Origin of the sequence: Paenibacillus sp. 1_12 (assembly GCF_900114475.1) — a bacterium.
Taxonomy (GTDB): Bacteria; Bacillota; Bacilli; order Paenibacillales; family NBRC-103111; genus Paenibacillus_S.
Map to the genome: position 1 here is coordinate 188,975 of NZ_FOTE01000006.1, position 22,861 is coordinate 211,835.

Here is a 22,861-nt window from a genome sequence, read left to right on the forward strand (position 1 = left end):
AAATAATGGTTATCTGCCAATTTCCAACGCTTTTGAAATCAATGATTTCGAAGCATTGAGAGCAGTAACGTTTGCCTCATAAGAACGGGAAGCAGAAATCATATCCACCATTTCCTTAAGCACGTCAACATTGGGCATCATTAAAAATCCGTTTTCGTCTGCGTCGGGATGCGTTGGGTTGTAAACTTGCTTAAAGGGAGAAGTATCCTCAATAATTTGCGTCACTTTGACTCCTTCTCCTGCGGCATTGGTTTGTGCGTTTTGGAGAGCTTGCTCAAACGAAGGTTTCTTGGGCTCAATAGTAACAAGCTTCCTTTGATAAGGGACCCATTTTCCGTTTACTAATTTAGCTCTCGTTGAATCAGCATTAGCGATGTTAGAAGATATTACATCCATGCGAAAACGTTGTGCCGTTAATGCAGAGGAACTAATATCAAACCCGTTAGTAAGCTTCATTGGTTACCCTCTCCCTTGTATTGCCGTTCTTGCCTTTTTAATTTCATTGCTCACTTGTTGAACCATAACATTATACCGCAGCTGGTTCTTTGCCATAAGAGACATTTCCGAATCAATATCGACGTTGTTTAAATTGTTATTGATCGTCGATTGCTTGTCTTTGACAATCTGTGCTTCTGCCCTAGCAGGTCGCCCGATGTGAAAATGTTTAGGGTCTGTTCGATACCCCTCAATAGAAGAAACATTCAATTCCTGCTGCAGCAGCTCTTCAAAACGAACCTCTGATTTTTTGAAATAGGGAGTGTCTGCATTCGCGACATTATCTGCTATGACACGCTGTCGTAAAGTTGCAGCATCCAAAGAACGTTCCATTTGATTGAATCCGGTTTTATTAAGAATGTCCATGTTTGTTCCTGCCTTTTTTCGGTAATGTTAAATTGTACTATTCAACAAGTCTTATACATATTCCTCCTTTTCTCGACATAATAATCGAAATAAAATATAACAATTTTCGTTGATAATCATAGTAAATGAGACCTATAACTATATTGATGATATTTGGGAATTATTACAATGAGAAAAAAGCCCTATATTTTAAATATAGGGCTTATAACCTGTAATTTAACTATAACTTTATACTTTGTAATCCTGTCATAAGCTGATCGTTAAGAACCCGAATATAGGTGCCTTTCATACCCAAAGATCTCGTCTCGATAACCCCTGCGCTTTCCAATTTTCTCATCGCATTAACAATCACCGATCGCGTAATTCCGACACGATCCGCTATTTTACTCGCGACGAGTAATCCCTCAGATCCTTCCAGTTGTTCAAAAATATGCTCAACTGCTTCCAGCTCACTGAACGATAAAGAACCGACAGCAACCTGCACAACCGCTTTACTACGAGTTTCTACTTCGATCTGCTCTGCTTTTTCATGCAGAATTTCCATAGCTACAACAGTGGATCCATATTCCGCTAATATGAGGTCATCATCGATAAAGGCGTTATTCCAACGAGTCAATATCAAGGTGCCTAATCTCTCACCGCCCCCGATAACGGGAACAATTGTAATAAAAATGCTTGCCGCGGAAGACTCTTCACCAAAAACGTGATATTCGCTATCCGAGCCCATATTAGACGACGTTTCGCTGATTTTGAGCAATATTTGGTTATATGGTTCCGGAAATCGGTTTTCGCTTTCAAGAGTTGAGGACATGTCTTCATCCTGAACAACCGTATTGAAGGCTCTGCCGAGAACTTTACCCTTACGACTAACTACATATATATTGGCGTGAAGAATGTCGCTCAGCACACTGGCCATATTCAAAAAACTGACCGGATTCCCCGCTTCTTTTTGCAGTAGTCTGTTCAAAGTTCGTGTTTTTTCTAATAAAGTCATGAAACTGCCTCCCAGTACGTCCAACGGTTATAATAAGTGTTTATAAAATGTATTGGCTTAAATCTCGATTTTGAACAATATCTGAAAGCTTCTCTCTTACATATTCAGGTGTAATGAGTATTTGTTCAAGTGTAATCTCTGGAGCTTCAAAGGACAAATCCTCCAGTAATTTTTCAAGTATCGTGTGTAAACGTCTGGCTCCGATGTTGTCTGTATTCTGATTAACCTCTGCGGCAATACGAGCAATTTCTTCAATCGCTGCATCTGAAAAATTAACATGGATGCCTTCAGTTTCCAAAAGTGCCGTATACTGCTTCGTTAAGGAATACTGCGGCTCCTTTAAAATGAGTATAAAGTCCTGCTCAGTTAAACTGCTTAATTCAACCCGAATTGGAAATCTTCCTTGAAGTTCAGGGATTAAATCGGATGGTTTAGCAATATGAAAAGCACCAGCGGCAATAAAGAGTATATAATCCGTTTGAACAGGACCATATTTGGTCATCACTGTGGACCCTTCTACGATAGGCAAAATATCTCTTTGCACACCTTCCCGTGAAACATCAGGACCGCTGCCGCGGCCGGAGCTGCAGATCTTATCGATTTCATCGATGAATATAATGCCAAGCTGTTCAACCCGAAGGATCGCTTCCTGAATGACCTCATCCATTTCCAGCAGCTTTTGGGCTTCTTCCTGAGTTAGCACTTTACGAGCTTCCTTGATGGTCAGCTTACGTTTTTTCATTTTTTTGGGCATTAAGGTCCCAAACATTTCCTGCATATTCATTCCAGACTGCTCGTTACCTTGACCCGATAACATATCCAGCATATTCGGTGCACTATCTTCCACTTCAATCTCAATCGTCTTATCCTCAAGCAGGCCTTTCAGCAATTGCTCCTTTAGCTCCTGCTTACGGGTGCTTAGATTCGGATCTTCTGCTTGATCCTGCGGCTCTGAGTTTCCTGAATTGCCAAACAGCATTTCCAAAGGATTACGCTGTGTTTTCTGCTTGTTCGAACCTGGAATTAAAATAGAAACGATCCGCTCATTAGCCAACTGTTCCGCTTTATCTTTTAATTTTTCGGTGCGTTCTGTTTTTACAATACGAATTGAGGTTTCGACCAAATCCCTAACCATAGCTTCCACATCTCGTCCAACATAGCCAACCTCTGTAAACTTCGTCGCTTCAACTTTAACAAAGGGAGCATTGACTAATTTGGCCAGACGCCTTGCGATCTCTGTTTTACCGACTCCTGTAGGACCTATCATTAAAATATTTTTAGGTACAATCTCATTCTTTATGGATTCATCCAGCAAGCTTCGACGGTAACGATTACGAAGAGCGACGGCAACCGATTTTTTGGCATTTTTTTGACCTATAATATATTGGTCTAACTTGGCGACCACCTCTCTAGGGGTCAAAGCTGTATGCTTCAAGAGAATACCTCCCTCATCCTATTCGATTTCTTCTACTATAATATTGTGATTGGTAAATACACAAATTTCAGCTGCCATGGTTAATGCCGCCTGCGCGATTTCCTTAGCACTCATATCAGGGGCATATCGATGAAGTGCACGTCCAGCCGCCAGTGCAAAAGAGCCGCCTGAACCAATCGCCAAAATACCGTCATCTGGCTCGATAATTTCGCCATTACCAGAAATCAAAAGGACATAGTTGGCGTCCATTACGATCATCATGGCTTCCAGCCTGCGCAGCACACGATCAGATCGCCATTCTTTGGCAAGCTCTACGGCAGCTCTTTGAAGATTGCCTTGATGCTCCTCAAGCTTGGCTTCGAACTTTTCAAATAAAGTAATCGCATCCGCAACACTTCCTGCAAAACCTGCTACCACTTTGCCACGGTACAGTCTTCTCACTTTTTTTGCTGAATTCTTCATAACCATGCTGTTACCGAAAGTTACTTGTCCATCGCCGGCAATCGCACCTTTTCCTTGATGCTTAATAGCAAAAATCGTTGTTGCATGAAAGGTTTGCTCCATTCAAAACCTACCTCCAAAAAGTAATCTGTAAAACCGGATCATACAATAGAAAAACCTCGATCGAGTCGCACAAATCAGGCAGCCGCGATAAGAGGTTCACTGTATTCAAAATATTATCTTATTATTTAAGCCCGAAACTTATATTATCATAGTAATGCTTTTGGTTTCAAGTTAAATTGTATTCGTTTTGTGAAAAATTCTGAATTTTCTCAATTGCACGCTGCGCGATTTTTTCGTTTTTCAACTTTTTGCTTTTAAATCTTTCTCCCAAAGGAGGTAAAAGCCCGAAGTTAGCATTCATCGGTTGAAAATGATTGAAATCGGCAGTCGTAATATAATTCGCCATGCTGCCCAATGTGGTATCAGCCGGTAATGTTATACACTCTTTACCTTTTGCAAAACGTCCCGCATTTATACCCGCTATTAATCCGGAAGCAGCCGATTCCACATAGCCTTCAACACCCGTCATTTGGCCCGCAAAAAACAAATTATCTCTTTTTACGAACTGATAGGTTGGCTTCAGCAGCTTAGGGGAGTTAATAAATGTATTGCGATGCATAACACCATAACGAACAAATTCGGCATTTTCCAAACCAGGTATTAATGAAAACACCCGTTTTTGCTCTCCCCATTTCAAATGAGTTTGAAAGCCTACCATATTATATAAGGTTCCTGCAGCGTTATCTTGACGCAATTGAACGACAGCGTATGGAAGTTCATTCGTATGCGGGTTGATTAATCCCACAGGCTTCATAGGGCCAAATAATGCCGTTTGCTTACCTCTTTGCGACATAACCTCAATCGGCATACAGCCTTCAAAATAAATTTCTTTCTCAAAATCTTTAATTGGCGCCACTTCAGCTGATATAAGGGCATCATGAAAAACATTGAACTCCTCTTCAGTCATCGGACAGTTCAGATAAGCAGCTTCTCCTTTATCATAACGGGATGCCAGATACACCTTGCTCATATCAATGGAATCCTTCTCAATGATTGGAGCAGCAGCATCATAAAAATACAAATACTCTTCTCCCATAAGCTGCTGAAGATGTGCAGAAAGCGCCGGTGAGGTTAGAGGGCCTGTTGCTACTACAGTAATTCCCTCAGGAAGCGATTCCAGTTCCTCATTCCGCACCTCAATTAACGGATGATTCCGCAGCATGGAAGTCACTTCACCTGAAAACCCATCACGATCCACAGCCAACGCTCCGCCTGCAGGTACTGCATGCTTATCGGCACAACGAAGAATCAACGAATTGAGGTGGCGCATTTCTTCCTTTAATACACCTACGGCATTGGCAAGTCCATTCGCACGAAGCGAATTGCTGCAAACTAATTCAGCAAACTGATCTGAGATATGCGCAGGGGTTTTCTTTACAGGACGCATTTCATATAGAATAACAGGGACACCTTGATTAGCAATTTGCCATGCGGCTTCACTGCCAGCCAAGCCAGCCCCGATTACGGTTACACTTGGTAGTTCTGACACAATAATATCCTCCTAAACTTATCCACGGAAAATGAATTCACAAGCTTCAACTTTATTATACATTCATAGAATTGGCGAGTATTTACTCATTTTCCTGAACTTCTTCTTTAAAATCACATTGAACACATTGATGGAATACTCCGTTTTTGTTTCTTTTTTCGATCAGCATTGAGCCACATTTCGGGCATGGCTGCTCTACGGGCTTATCCCAGGACACGAACTCACAGGCAGGATATTGATCACAGCCATAAAAGACTCGACCTTTTTTGCTGCGTCGTTCAATAATATGACCCACCTTACAGGTCGGACAGATCACGCCAATGTCCTTCACGATCGGTTTCGTATTGCGACAATCTGGAAAACCCGAGCAAGCCAGAAACTTACCGAAGCGTCCCATTTTATATACGAGATGAAGTCCGCATTTTTCACAAATTTCGTCTGATACCTCATCCTTAATTTCAATCTTTTCCATTTCTTCTTCGGCAAATTCAAGCCTTTTTTCGAATGATTGATAAAAGTCACCAAGTACCTTAACCCAGTTCTCGGTTCCACCCTCAACATTATCAAGCTCACCTTCCATGTGAGCAGTAAATTCGACATCCAGGATCTCCGGAAAATACTCGATCATTTGTTGGATGACCAGCTCACCAAGCTCGGTAGGAACAAACTTTTTTTCATCAATCGCCACATAGCCGCGCTTCTGAATCGTTTCCAGTGTCGGTGCATAGGTACTCGGACGACCGATTCCCATCTCTTCAAGCGCCTTTACCAAACGTGCTTCGGTGTACCGTGGTGGCGGTTGAGTAAAGTGCTGCTTAGGCTCAAGCTGATTATTCTTCAGTTTGTCTCCCTTTTTTAACGGGGGAAGCAGCTTGTCTTCTTCTGTCGTACCATCATCGTTTCCTTCCACATATACCTTCATGAAACCAGCAAATTTCATTTTGGACCCTGCAGCACGAAACACAGCATCTCCTGCCGCAATATCCACAGTCATTGTATCTAGAACAGCAGAAGCCATTTGACTTGCTACAAAACGTTCCCAAACAAGCTTATATAAACGATGCTGATCACGACTCAAGTGCTCTTTCATTTGATCAGGCTCACGTAAAATGGAGCTGGGACGTATCGCTTCATGGGCATCCTGGGCATTGGCTGCTTTTTTGATATATATACGGGGTGTTTCCGGATAAAATGCTTCCCCATATTTGTTCACGATGAAATCTTTAGCTTCTTCTTGAGCAATAGGAGAAACTCTAGTTGAATCCGTACGCATATAAGTAATTAAACCTACAGTGCCTTCGCTTCCGAGTTCAATGCCTTCATATAATTGTTGAGCTACTGACATCGTTTTCGATGCACGGAAATTCAGTTTGCGAGCTGCTTCCTGCTGCAAGGAGCTTGTGATAAAAGGAGCCGAGGGGTTACGCAAGCGTTCTTTTTCTTTAACCTCTTGAATCACATATTTGGCTTTTTCCAGGCCGCTTAGGATTTCATTCACTTCTTGCTCGCTATTCAGTTCTTTCTTTTCACCATGTATACTATGGAACTTTGCCTCAAACTCACTCGTTCCGGCTAGCAGCTTTGCCGTGATAGACCAATATTCTTCAGGAACAAAAGCCTTCACTTCATTCTCACGATCATAAATAAGCTTTACGGCTACAGATTGAACCCGTCCAGCAGACAAGCCTTTTTTAACTTTTTTCCAGAGCAGCGGACTGATTTTGTAACCGACAAGACGGTCCAGAATACGTCTGGCTTGTTGAGCATTAACGAGATCCAGATCGATTTTACGAGGTGTTTTAAAAGCATCCTTGACCGCTTGCTTCGTGATTTCATTAAATACGACACGGCATTCCTCTGCTTCATCCAGTTCCAGATAATGGGCTAGATGCCATGCAATCGCTTCACCTTCACGATCCGGGTCAGCCGCCAGGTAAACTCTTTTCACCTTTTTTCGAGCATCTTTAAGTTCTTTAAGAATGGAGCCTTTTCCGCGGATCGTAATGTATTTAGGTTCAAAATTATTATTTATTTCAACACCAATTTGGCTTTTCGGAAGATCACGTATATGGCCCATTGATGCTTTTACAATAAACTTGCTGCCTAAGTACTTGCCGATTGTTTTTGCTTTTGCGGGTGACTCCACAATGACTAAAGAATCTGCCATAAGCGTCCTTCCCCCCTCAATTTTGATATATATAGCTAACAAATAGCGTATAGAGAACCAGGTAATTGTTCCACGCGCTTAGTCATTAGTAAATTTAACAGAACTGCGTGCAAATGTCCAAAGGTAAATTGACTGCCTATTAGCAGTTCATCAATACTTAAGGGCCGATGCTGCAGAAGCTCAGCTATGATTTGCTCATCAGCTGTCAGCTTTTGTTGTTGTATTTGTATATGCTTACTATGTCTCGCTGGGTCTGATGTTATCCGAAGACGGTATTCTTCCAATATATCCTCAACACAGCTAACGAGCTTAGCGCCTTGCTTAATAAGTGCAAGCGTTCCTTGACTTTTGGGTGAAGACACGGGGCCAGGAATCGCAAACACATCACGTGATTCATCCAATGCCTGGTCTGCTGTGATGAGTGAACCGCTTTGAAGTGCGGCTTCAACAACAACAACACCAAAACTCAAGCCTGCTATGATCCGATTTCGTTGAGGGAACATACCTGGATGTGACTTGGTGCCCAAGGGATACTCGCTAACCAGCATGCCCTGCTCAGCTATAGTCCAATAAAGCCCCTTGTTTTCAGGCGGGTATATGTGATCGATACCGCATCCCAATACTGCGAGGGTAGAGCCTTTCTGGCGAAGTGCACCAATATGAGCTGAACTGTCAATCCCTCTGGCCAATCCACTGATTACGCACACATTTGCAGAAGACAGCTCTTCTGAAAACTGTTCTGCGATTTTACGGCCATAGGCAGTCGGATTTCGTGTTCCTACTATTGAAATACAAGTCGAATCGAACAGTTCTATTCGTCCTCGAGTATAGAGAACCCAAGGCGGCTGGCTCGTCTGCTTCAATAAATGGGGGTAGCTTGGATCGAATAGGGTAACGATCTCAATCTGTCTGGCACGATATTTCTCCAGCACCTGTTCCACCCTCTCGGTTGTTGCTTCCTTAAAAGCTTTAACAACCGCATTTGCTCTTGCCTCTGTAAGTCCTAATTGCTGCCAATCGGCAGGCGTTAGTTGCACGGCTTCGATCAATTCTGGAAAACAACTTACGATCCGTAAAATGGTTTTCCAGCCGATCGCATCGGTTTGATGAAGCATGATGAGCAGGGTTCGATTGTCCATAGTATATATCACTCCTCCATTGAGAACAACTTTTGGTCTATATTTGTATACAAAAAAGCCTTCTATTCCAGTTAAGGAGTAGAAGGCTTCTTGCCTATCAATCGTTATTTATTTAGTAATACATTTTTCTAAAAGTCCTTTTTCCTCTAAAACACTTACCAAAGTAGATCCCATTTCAGAAGGTGTTGGGGCTACTTTAAGTCCGCAGCGCTCCATGGTTGCTACTTTTTCAGCTGCCGTACCTTTACCACCGGAAATGATTGCGCCTGCATGGCCCATTCTTTTTCCTGGAGGAGCTGTTTGACCACCGATAAAGCCTACTACCGGTTTAGTCATATTAGCCGCAATCCATTCTGCTGCTTCTTCTTCAGCTGTTCCACCGATTTCACCAATCATGATAACGGCATAAGTATCTGGATCATCATTGAACAATTGTAAAATATCAATGAACTCGGAGCCTTTAACAGGGTCTCCACCGATACCGACAGCTGACGATTGACCAATGCCGCGAGTTGTCAATTGGTGAACGGCTTCATAAGTCAAAGTTCCACTACGGGAAACTACGCCTACATGACCTGGTGTGTGGATATATCCTGGCATGATTCCAATTTTGCATTCGCCTGGTGTAATCACACCTGGGCAGTTAGGACCGATTAAACGAGTTTTCTTGCCTTCCAGATAGCGCGCTACTTTTACCATATCCAGTACCGGAATACCTTCTGTGATACAAATAACCAATTCCAACTCAGCATCGATTGCTTCCAAAATAGCATCTGCTGCAAATGCAGGAGGCACATAAATAACGGAAACTGTAGCGCCAGTTGCTTGCTTAGCTTCGGCTACTGTATTGAATACTGGAAGGGATGCAGTAGAGCCATCCTCTAATTCAATATCAATCTTCGTTCCGCCTTTACCCGGTGTTACACCGCCAACCATTTGTGTTCCGTAATCAAGACCACCTTTAGTGTGGAACATACCTACGGAGCCAGTGATCCCTTGAGTGATAACTTTTGTATCCTTATTTACTAAAATACTCATTTGGTATAGGTCACATCCCTTGAATTGATTAATTAATTATGATTTAGGAAACCAGAGCCACGATTTTTTGAGCGCCATCAGCCATCGAGTCAGCTGTTACGATATTCAAACCGGATTCATTCAAAATTTTCTTACCAAGCTCTACATTAGTACCTTCCAAACGAACGACAAGCGGACGCGTCAAGCCTAATTGCTTCGCAGCTTCAACGACACCGTTAGCGATAATATCACATTTCATAATGCCACCAAAGATATTAACAAAAATACCCTTGACCGCTTCGTCAGAAAGGATGATTTTGAACGCTTCTGTAACCTTCTCCGTTGTAGCACCGCCCCCTACGTCTAGGAAGTTGGCCGGATTCCCGCCATAATATTTAATAATATCCATTGTTGCCATGGCAAGACCTGCACCATTGACCATACAACCGATGTTTCCTTCAAGCGCAATATAGCTCAAATCAAATTTGGAAGCCTGAATTTCTTTCTCGTCCTCTTCTTCAAGGTCACGAAGCTCCAAAATGTCTTTATGACGATACAAAGCATTGGAATCAAAATTCAGCTTGGCATCAAGTGCCATCACTTCTCCGCTACCTGTTACAACCAACGGATTGATTTCTGCAATGGAACAATCCTTTTCAACAAACGCTGTGTACAAGGCTACCATGAACTTGACGGCTTTGTTCACCAATTCAGTCGGGATCTTGATTGCATAAGCAAGCTTACGTGCCTGGAATGCTTGTAATCCGATAGCTGGATCAATTACTTCTTTGAAGATTTTTTCTGGTGAATGCTCAGCTACTTCTTCGATTTCTGTGCCGCCTTCTTCAGACGCCATCATAACTACACGTCCGGTTTCGCGGTCAACCACGACTCCGATGTAGTATTCTTTTTTAATGTCACAGCCTTCTTCGATTAAGAGGCGTTTAACTTCTTTACCCTCAGGACCTGTCTGATGAGTGACTAGAACTTTGCCTAGGATTTGTTCGGCATATGTACGAACCTCGTCCAGGCCTTTGGCTACTTTAACTCCGCCAGCTTTACCGCGTCCGCCTGCATGAATCTGTGCCTTAACAACAACAACCGGAGTTCCGAGTTGTTTTGCAGCTTCAACTGCTTCTTCCACTGTGAAAGCAACCTTCCCATTAGGGACGGCAACTCCGTATTGCTTCAGCAACTGTTTGCCTTGATACTCATGGATATTCATTTAGCAAAATCCTCCTATCAGTAATAGCTTGCTAATTTCTATATAAGCAAGAACTGCAGCGAATGTGCAAGCTCCTCATCAAACGAAGGAAATATTCGCTGTGATGCATACAAAATCCTGCTGAGCGCAGATAACTCAACAAAACCTTAACCATTGTACCATTAATTTTCGATAGTTTCCTTCTTTTTTCACGGAAAGCTGTCATTTTTCAATTAAACTTTTTTATGGTACTGAAAAAAATCCCGTATTATATCATTCCCGAGGAAATAATAAAGCATGTAATCATCTATAATTCAATTGCCTTCAAACTGATTTATGGTACAATAAGGAAAAATCATATGGACGATGAGGAAGCACCTTTTGCCCGAATGGAACGATGATAAGGGAAGGTGTTTTTTGTGTACGGAAAAGTGATGAGTGCCTGCCTGCATGGAGTTGAAGGAAAGCTCGTTGAGGTCGAGGTGGATCTAAGCAATGGTTTGCCGCAAATGAATATCGTTGGCCTCCCTGACAGCGCGGTTAAGGAGTCGATAGAACGTGTAAGAGCTGCTATCAAAAATTGCGGATATACGTTTCCTCTGCAGCGTATCACGATTAATCTTGCTCCCGCTGATGTGCGCAAGGAAGGCTCGGCATTCGATTTGGCAATCGCTATGGGCATTTTAAATACAAGCGGCCAGTTGGAACTGGAGTTCCCTGAGCAAATCCTCATTTTGGGTGAATTGGCCTTGGACGGAACTGTGCGAGCAATCCCTGGTGTATTGTCCATGATCGTCTCCGCCAGAGAACAAGGCATAAGCCGCATATTGATACCTAAGCTTAATGTTCAGGAAGCTGCATTAATCCCGGATGTTGAGATTGGTAGTCTTTCTCATATGAATGAGCTTCAAACAGGGATCACTGAACTATTTAACCCCACTAAATATTTACCATCTAAATCACAACCATCGAACTTCAGCATTCCTGCTTCTAATGATGATTTTTCGGATGTTCACGGTCAAATGCAAGCGAAAAGAGCTCTTATGATTTGTGCAGCAGGGATGCATAACATTCTGCTTCTTGGGCCCCCAGGCACAGGCAAAACGATGCTTGTCAAAAGACTGCCCTCGATTCTTCCTTCCATGTCCGACCAGGAAGCTCTCGAGGTGACAAAAATTTATAGCGCATCCGGTAAGTTTGCAGACCGCAGCAGTTTGATACGAGAGCGACCATTTCGAATGCCGCACCATTCTGTTTCTGCTGCCGGTCTGGTTGGTGGGGGTTCTGTTCCTAAACCAGGCGAAATCAGCTTGGCTCATCGCGGCGTATTATTTTTGGATGAGCTGCCTGAGTTTTCACGTAATGTTCTGGAGGTACTGCGACAGCCACTGGAAGAACGGCATGTTACGATAGGAAGGGCACGCGCCTCGTACCGTTTCCCGGCAAATTTTATTTTCGCAGCATCAATGAACCCTTGTCCGTGCGGGTATTGGGGTGCTGAAACGGCTGCTCATGCTTGCACCTGCAGTACACTCAAGATTGAGCATTATCGTTCCAAAATATCAGGCCCCCTGCTGGATCGAATCGATTTGCAGATTGAAGTGCCTCGTATTGAGTATGGTCAGATTGTTGAAAAAACAGCACAGCTCTCTTCTAAAGAAATAAAAGCTCATGTCGACCGAGCTCGCCATATTCAACTTAAGAGGTATCAGCATTCTTCCATCACATTCAATAGTGAGCTGTCCGGTACTTTGTTGAAAGCTCACTGCCAGTTGAGTATGGAGGCCGAGCAGCTGCTCCAAAAATCGTTCGAAGTGCTTGGCCTAAGTGTGCGGGCCTATGATCGGATTCTCAAAATTGCACGCACGATAGCTGATCTGGATGGTAGTCAACAGTTAGCTATTCCTCATTTGGCTGAAGCTCTGCAGTATCGTTGTCTGGATAAAAAAACACAATCACCGAGCCACATTCGCTAGTTAATGATATAGGCAATCTTTCCTGATTGAAGGACGAATTAACCATAATTCGTCTTTTTTTGTTACAATAATTCAAATCTTCATACTAAATACCTAAATTTTTATTCAAATTACGACATAATTCAACAAAATATAGTATAATAGCATCACCTGATAATATTGGAGTGATCTTGTATGATGCTGGGATTGTGGAATGCTCTAGGATTTATTTTTCTTGCCTCCACTGTATATTTGTCTCTAAAATTTGTTTTTGGAAAGGATACTCGACGTGAGTAAATTTGCTTATACAGAACTACGCAAGGTCAGTACAGAAGATGAACGATTAAGATTGGTCATGGATGAAATTAATAGGATTATGGAAACCAAAAAACACCGAACATTTATTCAACGAATATTAAACAAAAAGCCGAAAACCCAACCTAAAGGATGGCGTTAATCGGCTATTTTTCTCATATACACTCATTGCTCATTTAAAAAGCATTGACCAGATGATTCAAAGAAACTTGAGTACCTGTCTTTGTTGTTATGATACTAATGACGTCAAATCGAAGCTGAAGATGCTGCTTTTGATAACGATGCACGTAAAACTGGGCGGTTTCCATCACCTGCTGCTGCTTTTTGGCATTAACCGATTCTTGTGGTGTCCCAAATAATGGGCTGCCGCTGCGTGTTCGCACTTCCACAAATACTAGGCAGCTATCTTCCATCACAATCAGATCGATTTCACCGGTTCGACAGCGCCAGTTTTTTTCAATGAGTTCATAATGCTGTTCCTCCAGATAAGTCCAAGCCAACTCTTCCCCAAGAGCACCCAGTTGTTTACGTGTCAGCTGCTTATTCATAAGATTTAACCTGTATTTGCTTGGCCCGCCCATCAGATCGATACACAAAGCTTAATATTTCCGCAACCAGTTTATAGAGCTCTGGGGGAATTTCCTGATCTAATTCCAGTTTGGATAGAACCTCTACGAGCGAAGAATCCTCCTGAATAGGCACTCCGTTTTCTTTCGCTTTTCTCATGATAGCTTCTGCCATATGCCCTTTGCCTTTGGCTACAAGCACTGGAGCACTTTTCTCTCCAGGCGCATATTTTAGAGCTATTGCTTTTTTTAATGGATTGGGATTTTGAGGCTTCATACGCGTACATCCATTCCTTTGTATGGCTTCTTGCCATATATCGACTTTAACTGGTTTGACAGATTGGAATCGGTCATGGAGCTGCCGGCAGCTTTATCTTCCGCAGGTTGACCCTTTTCAGGATAGGCACTGCATTTCAGAGAAATAAATTGATAACCAATTTTCGTTAACCCCTCTGCTATTTCCTCACGATAAGATTCCAATAATGGTTGTATAAATGGCTGATCATTTAATACACGCAGACTGACAATCCGATCTACCACCTGAACATCGATCATCGTATCTCCTAATGCCTTCATGCGCAAATCAAATACAAGTCGGCAATTATTCGCATCAATTTCACCACGCGCACCTTTTCGGGATTGAATGTGAATAGCTGCGGTTTGTTCCCCATTGGCATTGATAATTGGAATGAACATCGTAATGTTTGAAAAAGCTGAGGTTCGATCCGTATTCAGCAGCAATTGCTGGCCTGTTATCTGTTGGATCGCTTGCTGTGCTGTCTCTTTCAAAGCTGCAGGAGTATCGTCTGATTGCACAAGCATAAGAAGCGCGCTTTTTAGCGTATCTACTGATTTTAATGGATCCTGCTGAGCACCGGCGGGTGCTTGTAAATCTGAGCTTCGATCCGTTATGCTTGCAGCAGTCAACAGTTGACCATCAAGACCGTTTTTATCCGGTAGTTTAAATATCGCATGCTCATGCTCCACCCCAACCGCCTTAATCAGCTTGGAAATCCAATGTTCACCCGTATCCGTCGGAATTTCCGATGGAAGAATTGCAGCTTCTCTTCCCACTGCCGATTGCGGCTGATTCGAACGAACAACGGATTCCCTCATCTGCTGGGAATTCGTTTGCTCAGGATTCGAGTTAACTTCGCTGTCTGTCGCGGCGGAGGCGGTTCCACTGTTATTAGCCGTCGATTGCGATTGGGTAGTCCCTCCAACTAGACGCGCATTTTCCGTTGACAAGTTTGCACCGGATTCAACTCGGGATGACAAATTAGTCTGAGTCAGAGAAAGTGTGTCAGCTGATTTTACAGTAAGCGTCGAAGCTTGCTCTACATTTGGCGAACCCGCTTTTGCTTGAACGGTTGTTGTATTGGGACCCTCATCTGCCGCCTTATTTAGCGCAGGGTTAGGCTTGGTTAATTGTAATGTAGAATCCGCTTGAGATGAAGCTGTTTTTGCACTTGCCGAGCTTCCTTCACCTGCATGTAAAGCTGGCCCTGCCTGATTCGAGCTCACAGCCGCACCAGATTCGCTTTTACCGGGTAATATAGCACCTTGCCCACTACTTGACTCCGTAGTATTTGAAGCCGCTACAGACGGTTGTGATCCATTCTGCTGACGACCAGCCTCTTTGGTTACGGTCAGCAGATTCTCAACCTCCGTATCTGAAAGCTGTGATGCTATATTGGGTATAAGTTCACCGGATGCCTCCTTTACGACTGCAACCACACTTTTGAACGTTTCTATTGCTGATTTCGCTGAAGTCGACAAGGTTTGATTATCGGATAAAAGCTTGGTCATTTGGTCATCTAATTGCTGCAGGGTCTCATGAAAAGCAGGACCTGTCATTGCCTGTTTGACTGCGGTGACGGTTTCCCCAGTAAGTGGAATTCCTTTTTGAAACGCAACCACAGCTGAAGGAATCCAGTCTTCTTGGGAAACCGTATTAGGAAGCTGCGATTGAAGTTGGGAAAAAGCCTGTACAATTTCCTTGGAAAGTGGCACTCCCGATTGATGAAGAGTTTGGATCAGTTGACGGTTTGCCGCACTATCCGGCAGACCGACATTTTTAAGTACCTCTGCTAATGAACCATCAGCAATTTGCACACCAGATGCGCCTAGTGGTTTTAAAACCATTTGTCCTGAACTGTTCTCAGGCTGAACCTGAAGCAGGGTTACCTCTCCTTGCTTTAAAGGAGTTTCCAGCTTGGCACGTACTTGCACACCACCAATGTTGATGATAGCATCTGATTCGGAAATAAGCTGCAGGACCATTCCTTTAACGACTTCTCCCACCTTGAGTTCTAATACTTTAGGTTCGGAAGCTTGCATGTCGTTCAGTACACTTCTGATTAATCCGCTGATATTCAAGTGTGGGCACCTCCTCATAGGAATTAATCAAGCTATGTATATATATCGGCATATGGCCATCCACATTTCACTACAAGGTTCCTTTAAAACAATTCCAGCTGCCGTGATTCCGCCATTATATTTTTCAGAAACGTTTTTCGATGCATCGTTGTCGAGCCAAGCTCCAACAGCTTTTCCCGATGCAGCTTTGTGGCATAACCTTTATGAACCGCGATTCCATATTCAGGATAGGTTTTATCCCATTCCAAACACATTCGGTCACGCGTGACCTTAGCAATAATCGAAGCGGCTGCAATCGATTGACTAACTGCATCACCGTGGATGATAGGCTCCTGTGCCAATTCTATATCTACTTGTTCTGCATCAATCAACAAATAATCAGGTATGGGGTCAAGACCTTCTACTGCAAGCTTCATAGCTAGACGTGAAGCTTGTTTTATATTAATTTGCTCAATCATCCTTACATCAACAATGCCAATACTGATCGCTATTGCTTCCTGCTGAATAAGTTCATACTGCTGCTCACGTTTTTTGGCTGAGAGCTTCTTCGAATCATTCACATCCTCTAAAATAAGACCCTGCGGCAATATAACAGCTGCTGCCACTACATCGCCGAACAAACAGCCTCTACCCACTTCATCAACACCGGCAATATATTGAAAACCTTGATCCCATAATGACCGCTCATACTCCAGCATAACTTATATCGCTTCCTCTCCTGCGGACGTGCTTGTATGGCTTATTATACTCGAAACATGCGATGACGGAAACGAAAAAAAGCCACCCAGAAGAGAGTGACTTCTTATTAGCGTGCTTCAGGCTGCTTAATATCGCTTGGAGATTCAAGACTGATTCGGCCCATCTTGCCAGCACGCAGCTCACGTAATATGGTAGCTGAAGCTTTCTCAAGATCTACACGTCCACCGCTTATTAAAGCACCACGTTTACGTCCAATCGCTTCCATAACCTCAACCATCGCATCCGTGTTCTGAGGATCGTCTGGCAGCTTCTCGATGCTAAACCGCTCCTGCAGGGAAGCTCCGTAATGGGTAGTTAAATACCTTACCACGTATAAGGCAATATCTGCAATATTGAGAATCTCTTCTTTAATAGCCCCCGTTGCTGCAAGCCGCATACCAACCATTTGATCCTCAAATTTGGGCCATAAAATTCCAGGCGTGTCCAGCAATTCCATCTCCGAGCCAACCTTGATCCATTGCTGACCTTTGGTCACTCCAGGACGATCGCCGGTTGCTGCAATTTTTTTTCCAGCCAAACGATTAGTCAATGTTGATTTACCTACGTTAGGAATACCTACAATCAAAGCTCGAACTGGACGCGGATTCATTCCTTTTCGAATCTGTGTCGCTATCTTATCACCAAACAGCTCTTTACAGCGATTCATTATGTCTTTCATTTGATTACCATTTGCCGAATCTACAGGTAAGGCCTGAAGTCCTCTTTCAGCAAAATAAGCTACCCACTCGGCAGTCACTGCAGGGTCGGCCAAATCATGCTTGTTCAACAGCACCAACCGCGGTTTGTTTTGCAATATTTCATCAATCATCGGGTTTCTGCTGGACATTGGAATACGTGCGTCCAACAGTTCAATCACGACATCAATCAGCTTCAGCTTCTCCTGAATCTGACGCCTTGCTCTTGTCATGTGACCTGGAAACCATTGAATCGTCATACGGTCACCTCAGCTTCTATTCCAAACCTGTTATTCTTATTTAAAATGAACCAAACTGATTTTATTAAACGGCCAGAAAATCAAGTCAGCCCTTCCTACCACTTTCTCATATTCAATTGATCCGATATCGCGGCTGTCCGCACTGTTGGAGCGGTTGTCTCCCATTACAAAGATAGTCCCATCAGGAACCTTCTTCTCGGGATAGTTCCTAGTATTATAGGGTACTCCTTTTTTGGCGGCGTCCTCCAAAGCTTGTTTCAAATAAGGCTCATCCAGCACCTGATTGTTTACATAAACCTTGTCGCCTTCGACTTTAACGGTCTCTCCTGGAAGAGCAATGACTCGTTTTATGTAATCCTTATCTTTGGTTGCATGGAACACAATGACCTCTCCACGCTCCGGCTTCCGCATTGAATAAATAATTTTATTCACGATCAAACGTTCGCTTGTATAAAAATTCGGCTCCATGGACGGCCCTTCCACAATAAAAGGAGCAAAAATCAACCAGCGAATAATAAAGACGAGAGCAGCTGCTATAATAAGCGCTTTAGCCCATTCCCAAGCTTCCTTTTTGAGTGGACTTGATTTTTCCACGGTATTTTCCTGCTCCATCTCAGACCTGCCCTTCCCGATACTTCGTTTCTGTAAAAAACGAAAAGGAGCTTGGTAAACAAGCCCCCGTTTGTTCTCTTCTTATCGAATCTCTTGAATTCTAGCCGCTTTACCACGAAGACCACGCAAGTAGTACAGCTTCGCACGACGAACTTTACCGCGACGAGCCACTTCTAGCTTATCAATCTTCGGGGAATTAAGAGGGAACGTTCTTTCAACGCCTACACCGTAAGAAATCTTTCTTACAGTGAAAGTTTCGCTGATTCCACCACCATGGCGTTTAATAACAACACCTTCAAATAGCTGAATACGCTCGCGAGTACCCTCAATAACTTTAACGTGAATCTTCACTGTATCGCCTGGACGAAACTTAGGCAGATCTTGGCGAATTTGATCCTTGGTAATCTCTTGAATTAAATTACTCATAATTTACTTCCTCCTTCCACACAGGTGTTCATTCCGCCTCTGAAGTCGATTCTTGGGTAGTTGTGCGTAGAGGACCACCTTAATCGGGCAATATTGCCACAACGTTATACATAATATCATACTTAATAATGGAATACAACCTTTTTAGAAGAACTTATCCATAGAAAACGGCTAGCTTCTATAGACTTGTGTCAGGTTGATTTTTCTGCAGCTCCAGCTCTGCTAACCAACGTTTCTCCTTGGGGGTAAGAGGAAAGTTCGCCAGTAGCTCCGGACGTTTGGACCAGGTTCGCAATATCGCTTGCTCCCTGCGCCACTGTTCGATATTTGCATGATGTCCTGAAATCAGAATCTCAGGCACCTGCCAATCTCGAAACTGCACAGGCCGCGTATAATGCGGATATTCGAGCAGTCCCGTACTAAAAGAATCAGTAATGGCTGATGTTTCGTTACCCAGCACACCTGGCAGCAGACGCACGACGCTGTCAATTACAGCCATCGCAGGCAGCTCTCCACCGGTTAACACATAATCCCCAATGGACAGCTCATCAGTTACCAAAAACTCCCGTATACGCTCATCGTAGCCTTCGTAGTGCCCGCATATGAAAATCAGATGCTCTTCTTGAGCCAATTCCTCTGCCTTTCGCTGGGAGAACGGCTCACCTTGTGGACACATAAGGATAATACGGGGTTTGGGCGCTTCAGTCTTAGCAGGATCCCATAAAGACTCTACAGCAGAGAAGATCGGCTCTGCCTTTAGTACCATGCCGCCACCGCCACCGTAAGGATAATCATCAACCGTATTATGCTTATTATTGGCAAAATCACGAAAATTAACCGTATTCAACTCAACGATTCCTTTATCACGAGCCTTGCCTAATATACTGGCTGAAAATACACCTTCGAACATTGGTGGAAATAAGGTAAGTACATCTATTTTCATCAATCCAGCAAGCCTTCCAGAACATGAACCTTGACCAGCTTGTTATCAACATCTACCTCAAGTACCACATCATCAATATAAGGAAGCAATACAGGCTTACCGGATGGCCGATCCACCACCCATACATCGTTCGCCCCTGGTGATAGTATCTCACTGATGGTTCCGAGTTCTTCGCCTTCATCTGTCACCACACGACAGCCAACAATCTGGTGATAATAAAACTCATCATCCGGCAGCTCGGACATATACTTCTCTTCCACTTTCAGCAGCCAGCCCTTATATTTCTCAACATCATTGATGTGTTGAAACCCTTTAAACTTAACGATAAACACTTTTTTGTGCTCACGTGCTGTTTCAATCGTGACTGGAATCCGTACATTCGTCTTGGGGTCAACAAATACCAATTGACTTCCTTTGGCAAAGCGTTCATCTGCAAAATCCGTTTCCGGAAAAACTCTCAAGTCCCCCAGTAAACCGTGTGTATTGACGATTCTACCGATAGTGTACAATTTATCGCTCATAGTCCCCTCCGAAAATGACACATATATGAAAAACATTTGATCGAGGCTTACTCGACGACGATACATTCGTGTTTTAAATGATGCTTTTCTTGAAATATCAGAATGGTTCAGCTCCGCTGAAAACTTATCCATTCTGATATTATAAGAAAAAGAGTTAGGATTTCTCCTAACCCTCATGGTATCCATTAAGAAACAATTTCAACCGAAACTCGTTTACTTGTTTTAACTGCAGCCGAAGTCACTACGGTTCGAAGCGCCTTGGCAATACGTCCCTGCTTACCGATCACTTTCCCAACATCATCAGGATGCACAGATAGCTCATACGTAATGCTTCGCTCATCCTCTACCGCATTGACCATAACATCATTGGGATGATCAACCAACGCCTTAGCGATAACGGTTATTAGATCCTGCATAACACCCTCCGAATCGGCAGATTACTTCTGCAGTTTGGACTCGTGAAACTTTTTCATAATGCCAGCTTGACTGAAAAGACTGCGGACAGTATCAGAAGCTTGTGCACCGGTTTGAAGCCATTTCAACGCTTTTTCTTCATCAATGCTTACAGTTGCCGGTTTAGTAATCGGGTTGTAAGTACCAATTTCTTCGATAAAGCGACCATCACGCGGAGAACGGGAATCCGAAACTACGAGACGGTAAAAAGGAGCTTTATGAGCACCAATACGTTTTAGACGAATACGTGTTGCCATTTAAAAATCACCTCCTACATAGAATAAACAAGCTGCAAAACAATTACAGTTAGCCAAACGGGAACTTCATCCCTTTGCCCATCTTACCTTTTAAGCCTTTAAGCCCTTTGGGACCCTTAGGACCCATCATGCTGGAAAATTGCTTCATCATCTTACGCATATCATCAAATTGCTTAATGAAACGGTTAACATCCTGCACCGAATTTCCGCTTCCGGCTGCCAACCGTTTCCGTCTGCTTGGAGTAAGCATATCCGGATTTTGGCGCTCCTGCTTGGTCATTGATTTCACGATGGCAGCGACACGGGCCATTTGCTTATCATCAACCTTGATATCCTTGATGCCCTTCATCTTGTTGGCACCTGGAAGCATATCCAGTATCTGATCAAGCGGTCCCATCTTCTTCACTTGTTCCATCTGATCTAAAAAGTCATCGAAGGTAAATTCAGCGGTGCGCATTTTGCGTTCCATTTCCTTTGCCTTCTCCATGTCAATGCCTTCTTGAGCCTTCTCAATCAGCGTAAGCATATCGCCCATACCAAGAATCCGTGAAGCCATACGTTCCGGATGGAACGGCTCCAGCGCATCCATCTTTTCACCCATACCTACAAACTTGATCGGGCAACCCGTCACGGCTTTAACCGAGATAGCCGCTCCACCGCGAGTATCGCTGTCAAGCTTGGTGAGTACCACACCTGTCAGGGTCAACTGGCTATGAAAGCTTTCAGCTACATTGACTGATTCCTGACCCGTCATCGCATCGACAACCAACAAAGTCTCATCAGGCTTGACCGCTTCAACAATCTGTTTCAGCTCGTCCATCAATGCTTCGTCGATGTGCAAGCGACCCGCAGTATCGATAATCAGATAGTCATTGCCGTGATCCTTGGCGTGCTGCAGAGCATTTTTGGCTATTTCCACCGGACTGATCTGATCACCCATAGTAAATACAGGCACTTTGATCTGCTCACCGAGCACTTGCAGCTGTTTGATCGCGGCTGGCCGATAAATATCTCCGGCAGCGACCAGCGGACGGTGATTTTGCTGCAATAGCATCTTAGCAAGCTTACCCGTTGCAGTCGTTTTACCAGCGCCTTGCAAGCCTACCATCAAAATAACAGTTGGAGGTCGATTGGATCTGGCCAGCTTGCTCTGCGTACCGCCCATAAGTTCGGTCAATTCTTTATTTACGATATCCACAACGACCATCGCAGGTGTAAAGCTTTCCAGAACTTCCTGACCAATTGCACGTTCTTTTACTTTGGCAATAAACTCTTTGACAACTTTAAAATTGACATCCGCTTCAAGAAGCGCCAGACGAACCTCACGCAACGCCTCATTAACATCGTCTTCTGTTAGCTTTCCTTTACCTCTCAGCTTACTGAACACCTTCTGCAGCCGAGTCGCTAAACTTTCGAATGCCATACGAACTTCACCTCTTGAGTGTTACTGTGAATTCTTTGAATGAAGCCAATATTATCCTATCTATTCTATGCCTGACAACTGCTCGAGCAATGTTTGTGCTTGTTCCTTCGTTTCAGAATGCCACAGAAACATCAAAGCCTCGAGCTGCTGTATGTATACTTTTCTTTGTTCATGTTTGTTCAGCAATTGCAGCTTGGATTCATATTCCTCTAGCATTAATTCAGCACGCTTAATGTGTTCATACACAGCCTGACGGCTGATTTGAAACTCTGCTGAAATCTCACCAAGTGAGTAATCATCATGAAAATAAAGCTTTACGAACACTTGTTGCTTCTCAGTCAAGAGCAGCCCGTAAAAATCGATCAGTAGATTCATACGATTTGTTTTGGCGAGCATATTTTCTTCCGTCATCATGCTAAGCCTCCGTTAAGGTAAAACCCTTTACAGT

General features: G+C 43.5%; 24 protein-coding genes. 1 reads left to right on the forward strand and 23 read right to left on the reverse strand.

Annotated features, from left to right (window positions below):
• Positions 1–9: 9 nt before the first annotated feature.
• From flgC to sucC, 10 genes are all read right to left on the reverse strand, one after another.
• Positions 10–456 carry a flagellar basal body rod protein FlgC gene (gene flgC / locus BM210_RS15540; protein ID WP_091169824.1) on the reverse strand — a complete coding sequence of 149 codons (447 nt, stop codon included), beginning with the start codon at positions 454–456 and terminating at the stop codon, positions 10–12.
• Between the two features lie 3 nt (positions 457–459).
• On the reverse strand, positions 460–861 hold the full coding sequence (gene flgB, locus BM210_RS15545; RefSeq protein WP_091169827.1) for a flagellar basal body rod protein FlgB: 402 nt from the start codon (positions 859–861) through the stop codon (positions 460–462).
• A gap of 220 nt (positions 862–1,081) precedes the next feature.
• A complete protein-coding gene (gene codY / locus BM210_RS15550; protein WP_091169828.1) occupies positions 1,082–1,855 on the reverse strand; it encodes a GTP-sensing pleiotropic transcriptional regulator CodY in 774 nt (257 codons plus the stop codon).
• 40 nt (positions 1,856–1,895) lie between these two features.
• Complete coding sequence (gene hslU, locus BM210_RS15555; RefSeq protein WP_091169831.1) at positions 1,896–3,290, reverse strand: ATP-dependent protease ATPase subunit HslU; 1,395 nt, start codon at positions 3,288–3,290, stop codon at positions 1,896–1,898.
• Between the two features lie 18 nt (positions 3,291–3,308).
• Positions 3,309–3,854, reverse strand: a complete 546-nt coding sequence (gene hslV / locus BM210_RS15560; RefSeq protein WP_091169832.1) for an ATP-dependent protease subunit HslV — start codon at positions 3,852–3,854, stop codon at positions 3,309–3,311.
• A gap of 166 nt (positions 3,855–4,020) precedes the next feature.
• Entirely contained in the window at positions 4,021–5,343 is a 1,323-nt protein-coding gene (gene trmFO, locus BM210_RS15565; RefSeq protein WP_091169835.1) for an FADH(2)-oxidizing methylenetetrahydrofolate--tRNA-(uracil(54)-C(5))-methyltransferase TrmFO, read from the reverse strand.
• An 82-nt stretch (positions 5,344–5,425) separates the two neighbouring features.
• Complete coding sequence (gene topA / locus BM210_RS15570) at positions 5,426–7,510, reverse strand: type I DNA topoisomerase (protein WP_091169836.1); 2,085 nt, start codon at positions 7,508–7,510, stop codon at positions 5,426–5,428.
• 35 nt (positions 7,511–7,545) lie between these two features.
• On the reverse strand, positions 7,546–8,649 hold the full coding sequence (gene dprA, locus BM210_RS15575; RefSeq protein WP_091169839.1) for a DNA-processing protein DprA: 1,104 nt from the start codon (positions 8,647–8,649) through the stop codon (positions 7,546–7,548).
• Between the two features lie 108 nt (positions 8,650–8,757).
• The gene (sucD, locus tag BM210_RS15580; RefSeq protein ID WP_091169842.1) at positions 8,758–9,687 is read right to left on the reverse strand and encodes a succinate--CoA ligase subunit alpha; all 930 of its coding nucleotides are present in this window, start codon (positions 9,685–9,687) and stop codon (positions 8,758–8,760) included.
• A 43-nt stretch (positions 9,688–9,730) separates the two neighbouring features.
• A complete protein-coding gene (sucC, locus tag BM210_RS15585; RefSeq protein ID WP_091169845.1) occupies positions 9,731–10,891 on the reverse strand; it encodes an ADP-forming succinate--CoA ligase subunit beta in 1,161 nt (386 codons plus the stop codon).
• Positions 10,892–11,289: 398 nt separating this feature from the next.
• On the opposite strand from sucC, the gene BM210_RS15590 reads away from it, so the two are divergent.
• On the forward strand, positions 11,290–12,846 hold the full coding sequence (locus BM210_RS15590; protein WP_091169847.1) for a YifB family Mg chelatase-like AAA ATPase: 1,557 nt from the start codon (positions 11,290–11,292) through the stop codon (positions 12,844–12,846).
• 470 nt (positions 12,847–13,316) lie between these two features.
• Here the strand turns inward: BM210_RS15590 and BM210_RS15595 are convergent, their stop codons facing one another.
• From BM210_RS15595 to BM210_RS15655, 13 genes are all read right to left on the reverse strand, one after another.
• A complete protein-coding gene (locus tag BM210_RS15595) occupies positions 13,317–13,688 on the reverse strand; it encodes a YraN family protein (RefSeq protein ID WP_091169850.1) in 372 nt (123 codons plus the stop codon).
• Positions 13,681–13,983 carry an EscU/YscU/HrcU family type III secretion system export apparatus switch protein gene (locus tag BM210_RS15600; RefSeq protein ID WP_091169852.1) on the reverse strand — a complete coding sequence of 101 codons (303 nt, stop codon included), beginning with the start codon at positions 13,981–13,983 and terminating at the stop codon, positions 13,681–13,683. Before BM210_RS15600 ends, BM210_RS15595 begins: the two co-directional genes overlap by 8 nt.
• A complete protein-coding gene (locus BM210_RS15605) occupies positions 13,980–16,085 on the reverse strand; it encodes a hypothetical protein (RefSeq protein ID WP_091169855.1) in 2,106 nt (701 codons plus the stop codon). Before BM210_RS15605 ends, BM210_RS15600 begins: the two co-directional genes overlap by 4 nt.
• 83 nt (positions 16,086–16,168) lie before the next feature.
• Positions 16,169–16,783: a ribonuclease HII gene (locus BM210_RS15610; protein WP_091169858.1), complete on the reverse strand. Its 615-nt coding sequence runs from the start codon at positions 16,781–16,783 to the stop codon at positions 16,169–16,171.
• A gap of 107 nt (positions 16,784–16,890) precedes the next feature.
• Positions 16,891–17,778 carry a ribosome biogenesis GTPase YlqF gene (ylqF, locus tag BM210_RS15615; RefSeq protein WP_091169860.1) on the reverse strand — a complete coding sequence of 296 codons (888 nt, stop codon included), beginning with the start codon at positions 17,776–17,778 and terminating at the stop codon, positions 16,891–16,893.
• Between the two features lie 36 nt (positions 17,779–17,814).
• Positions 17,815–18,390, reverse strand: a complete 576-nt coding sequence (gene lepB / locus BM210_RS15620) for a signal peptidase I (protein WP_091169863.1) — start codon at positions 18,388–18,390, stop codon at positions 17,815–17,817.
• A gap of 81 nt (positions 18,391–18,471) precedes the next feature.
• Entirely contained in the window at positions 18,472–18,816 is a 345-nt protein-coding gene (rplS, locus tag BM210_RS15625; RefSeq protein WP_076232696.1) for a 50S ribosomal protein L19, read from the reverse strand.
• Positions 18,817–18,994: 178 nt separating this feature from the next.
• Positions 18,995–19,759, reverse strand: coding sequence for a tRNA (guanosine(37)-N1)-methyltransferase TrmD (gene trmD, locus BM210_RS15630; RefSeq protein ID WP_091169865.1), 765 nt, complete (start codon positions 19,757–19,759; stop codon positions 18,995–18,997).
• The gene (rimM, locus tag BM210_RS15635) at positions 19,759–20,280 is read right to left on the reverse strand and encodes a ribosome maturation factor RimM (RefSeq protein ID WP_091170291.1); all 522 of its coding nucleotides are present in this window, start codon (positions 20,278–20,280) and stop codon (positions 19,759–19,761) included. Before rimM ends, trmD begins: the two co-directional genes overlap by 1 nt.
• Before the next feature lie 185 nt (positions 20,281–20,465).
• Positions 20,466–20,696 (reverse strand): KH domain-containing protein, encoded by a 231-nt coding sequence (locus BM210_RS15640; protein ID WP_091169867.1) that lies wholly within the window; start codon positions 20,694–20,696, stop codon positions 20,466–20,468.
• A 21-nt stretch (positions 20,697–20,717) separates the two neighbouring features.
• Positions 20,718–20,990, reverse strand: a complete 273-nt coding sequence (rpsP, locus tag BM210_RS15645) for a 30S ribosomal protein S16 (RefSeq protein ID WP_076232687.1) — start codon at positions 20,988–20,990, stop codon at positions 20,718–20,720.
• Between the two features lie 49 nt (positions 20,991–21,039).
• Positions 21,040–22,413 carry a signal recognition particle protein gene (gene ffh, locus BM210_RS15650; protein WP_091169869.1) on the reverse strand — a complete coding sequence of 458 codons (1,374 nt, stop codon included), beginning with the start codon at positions 22,411–22,413 and terminating at the stop codon, positions 21,040–21,042.
• Between the two features lie 60 nt (positions 22,414–22,473).
• A complete protein-coding gene (locus tag BM210_RS15655) occupies positions 22,474–22,824 on the reverse strand; it encodes a putative DNA-binding protein (protein WP_091170293.1) in 351 nt (116 codons plus the stop codon).
• Positions 22,825–22,861 lie beyond the last annotated feature (37 nt).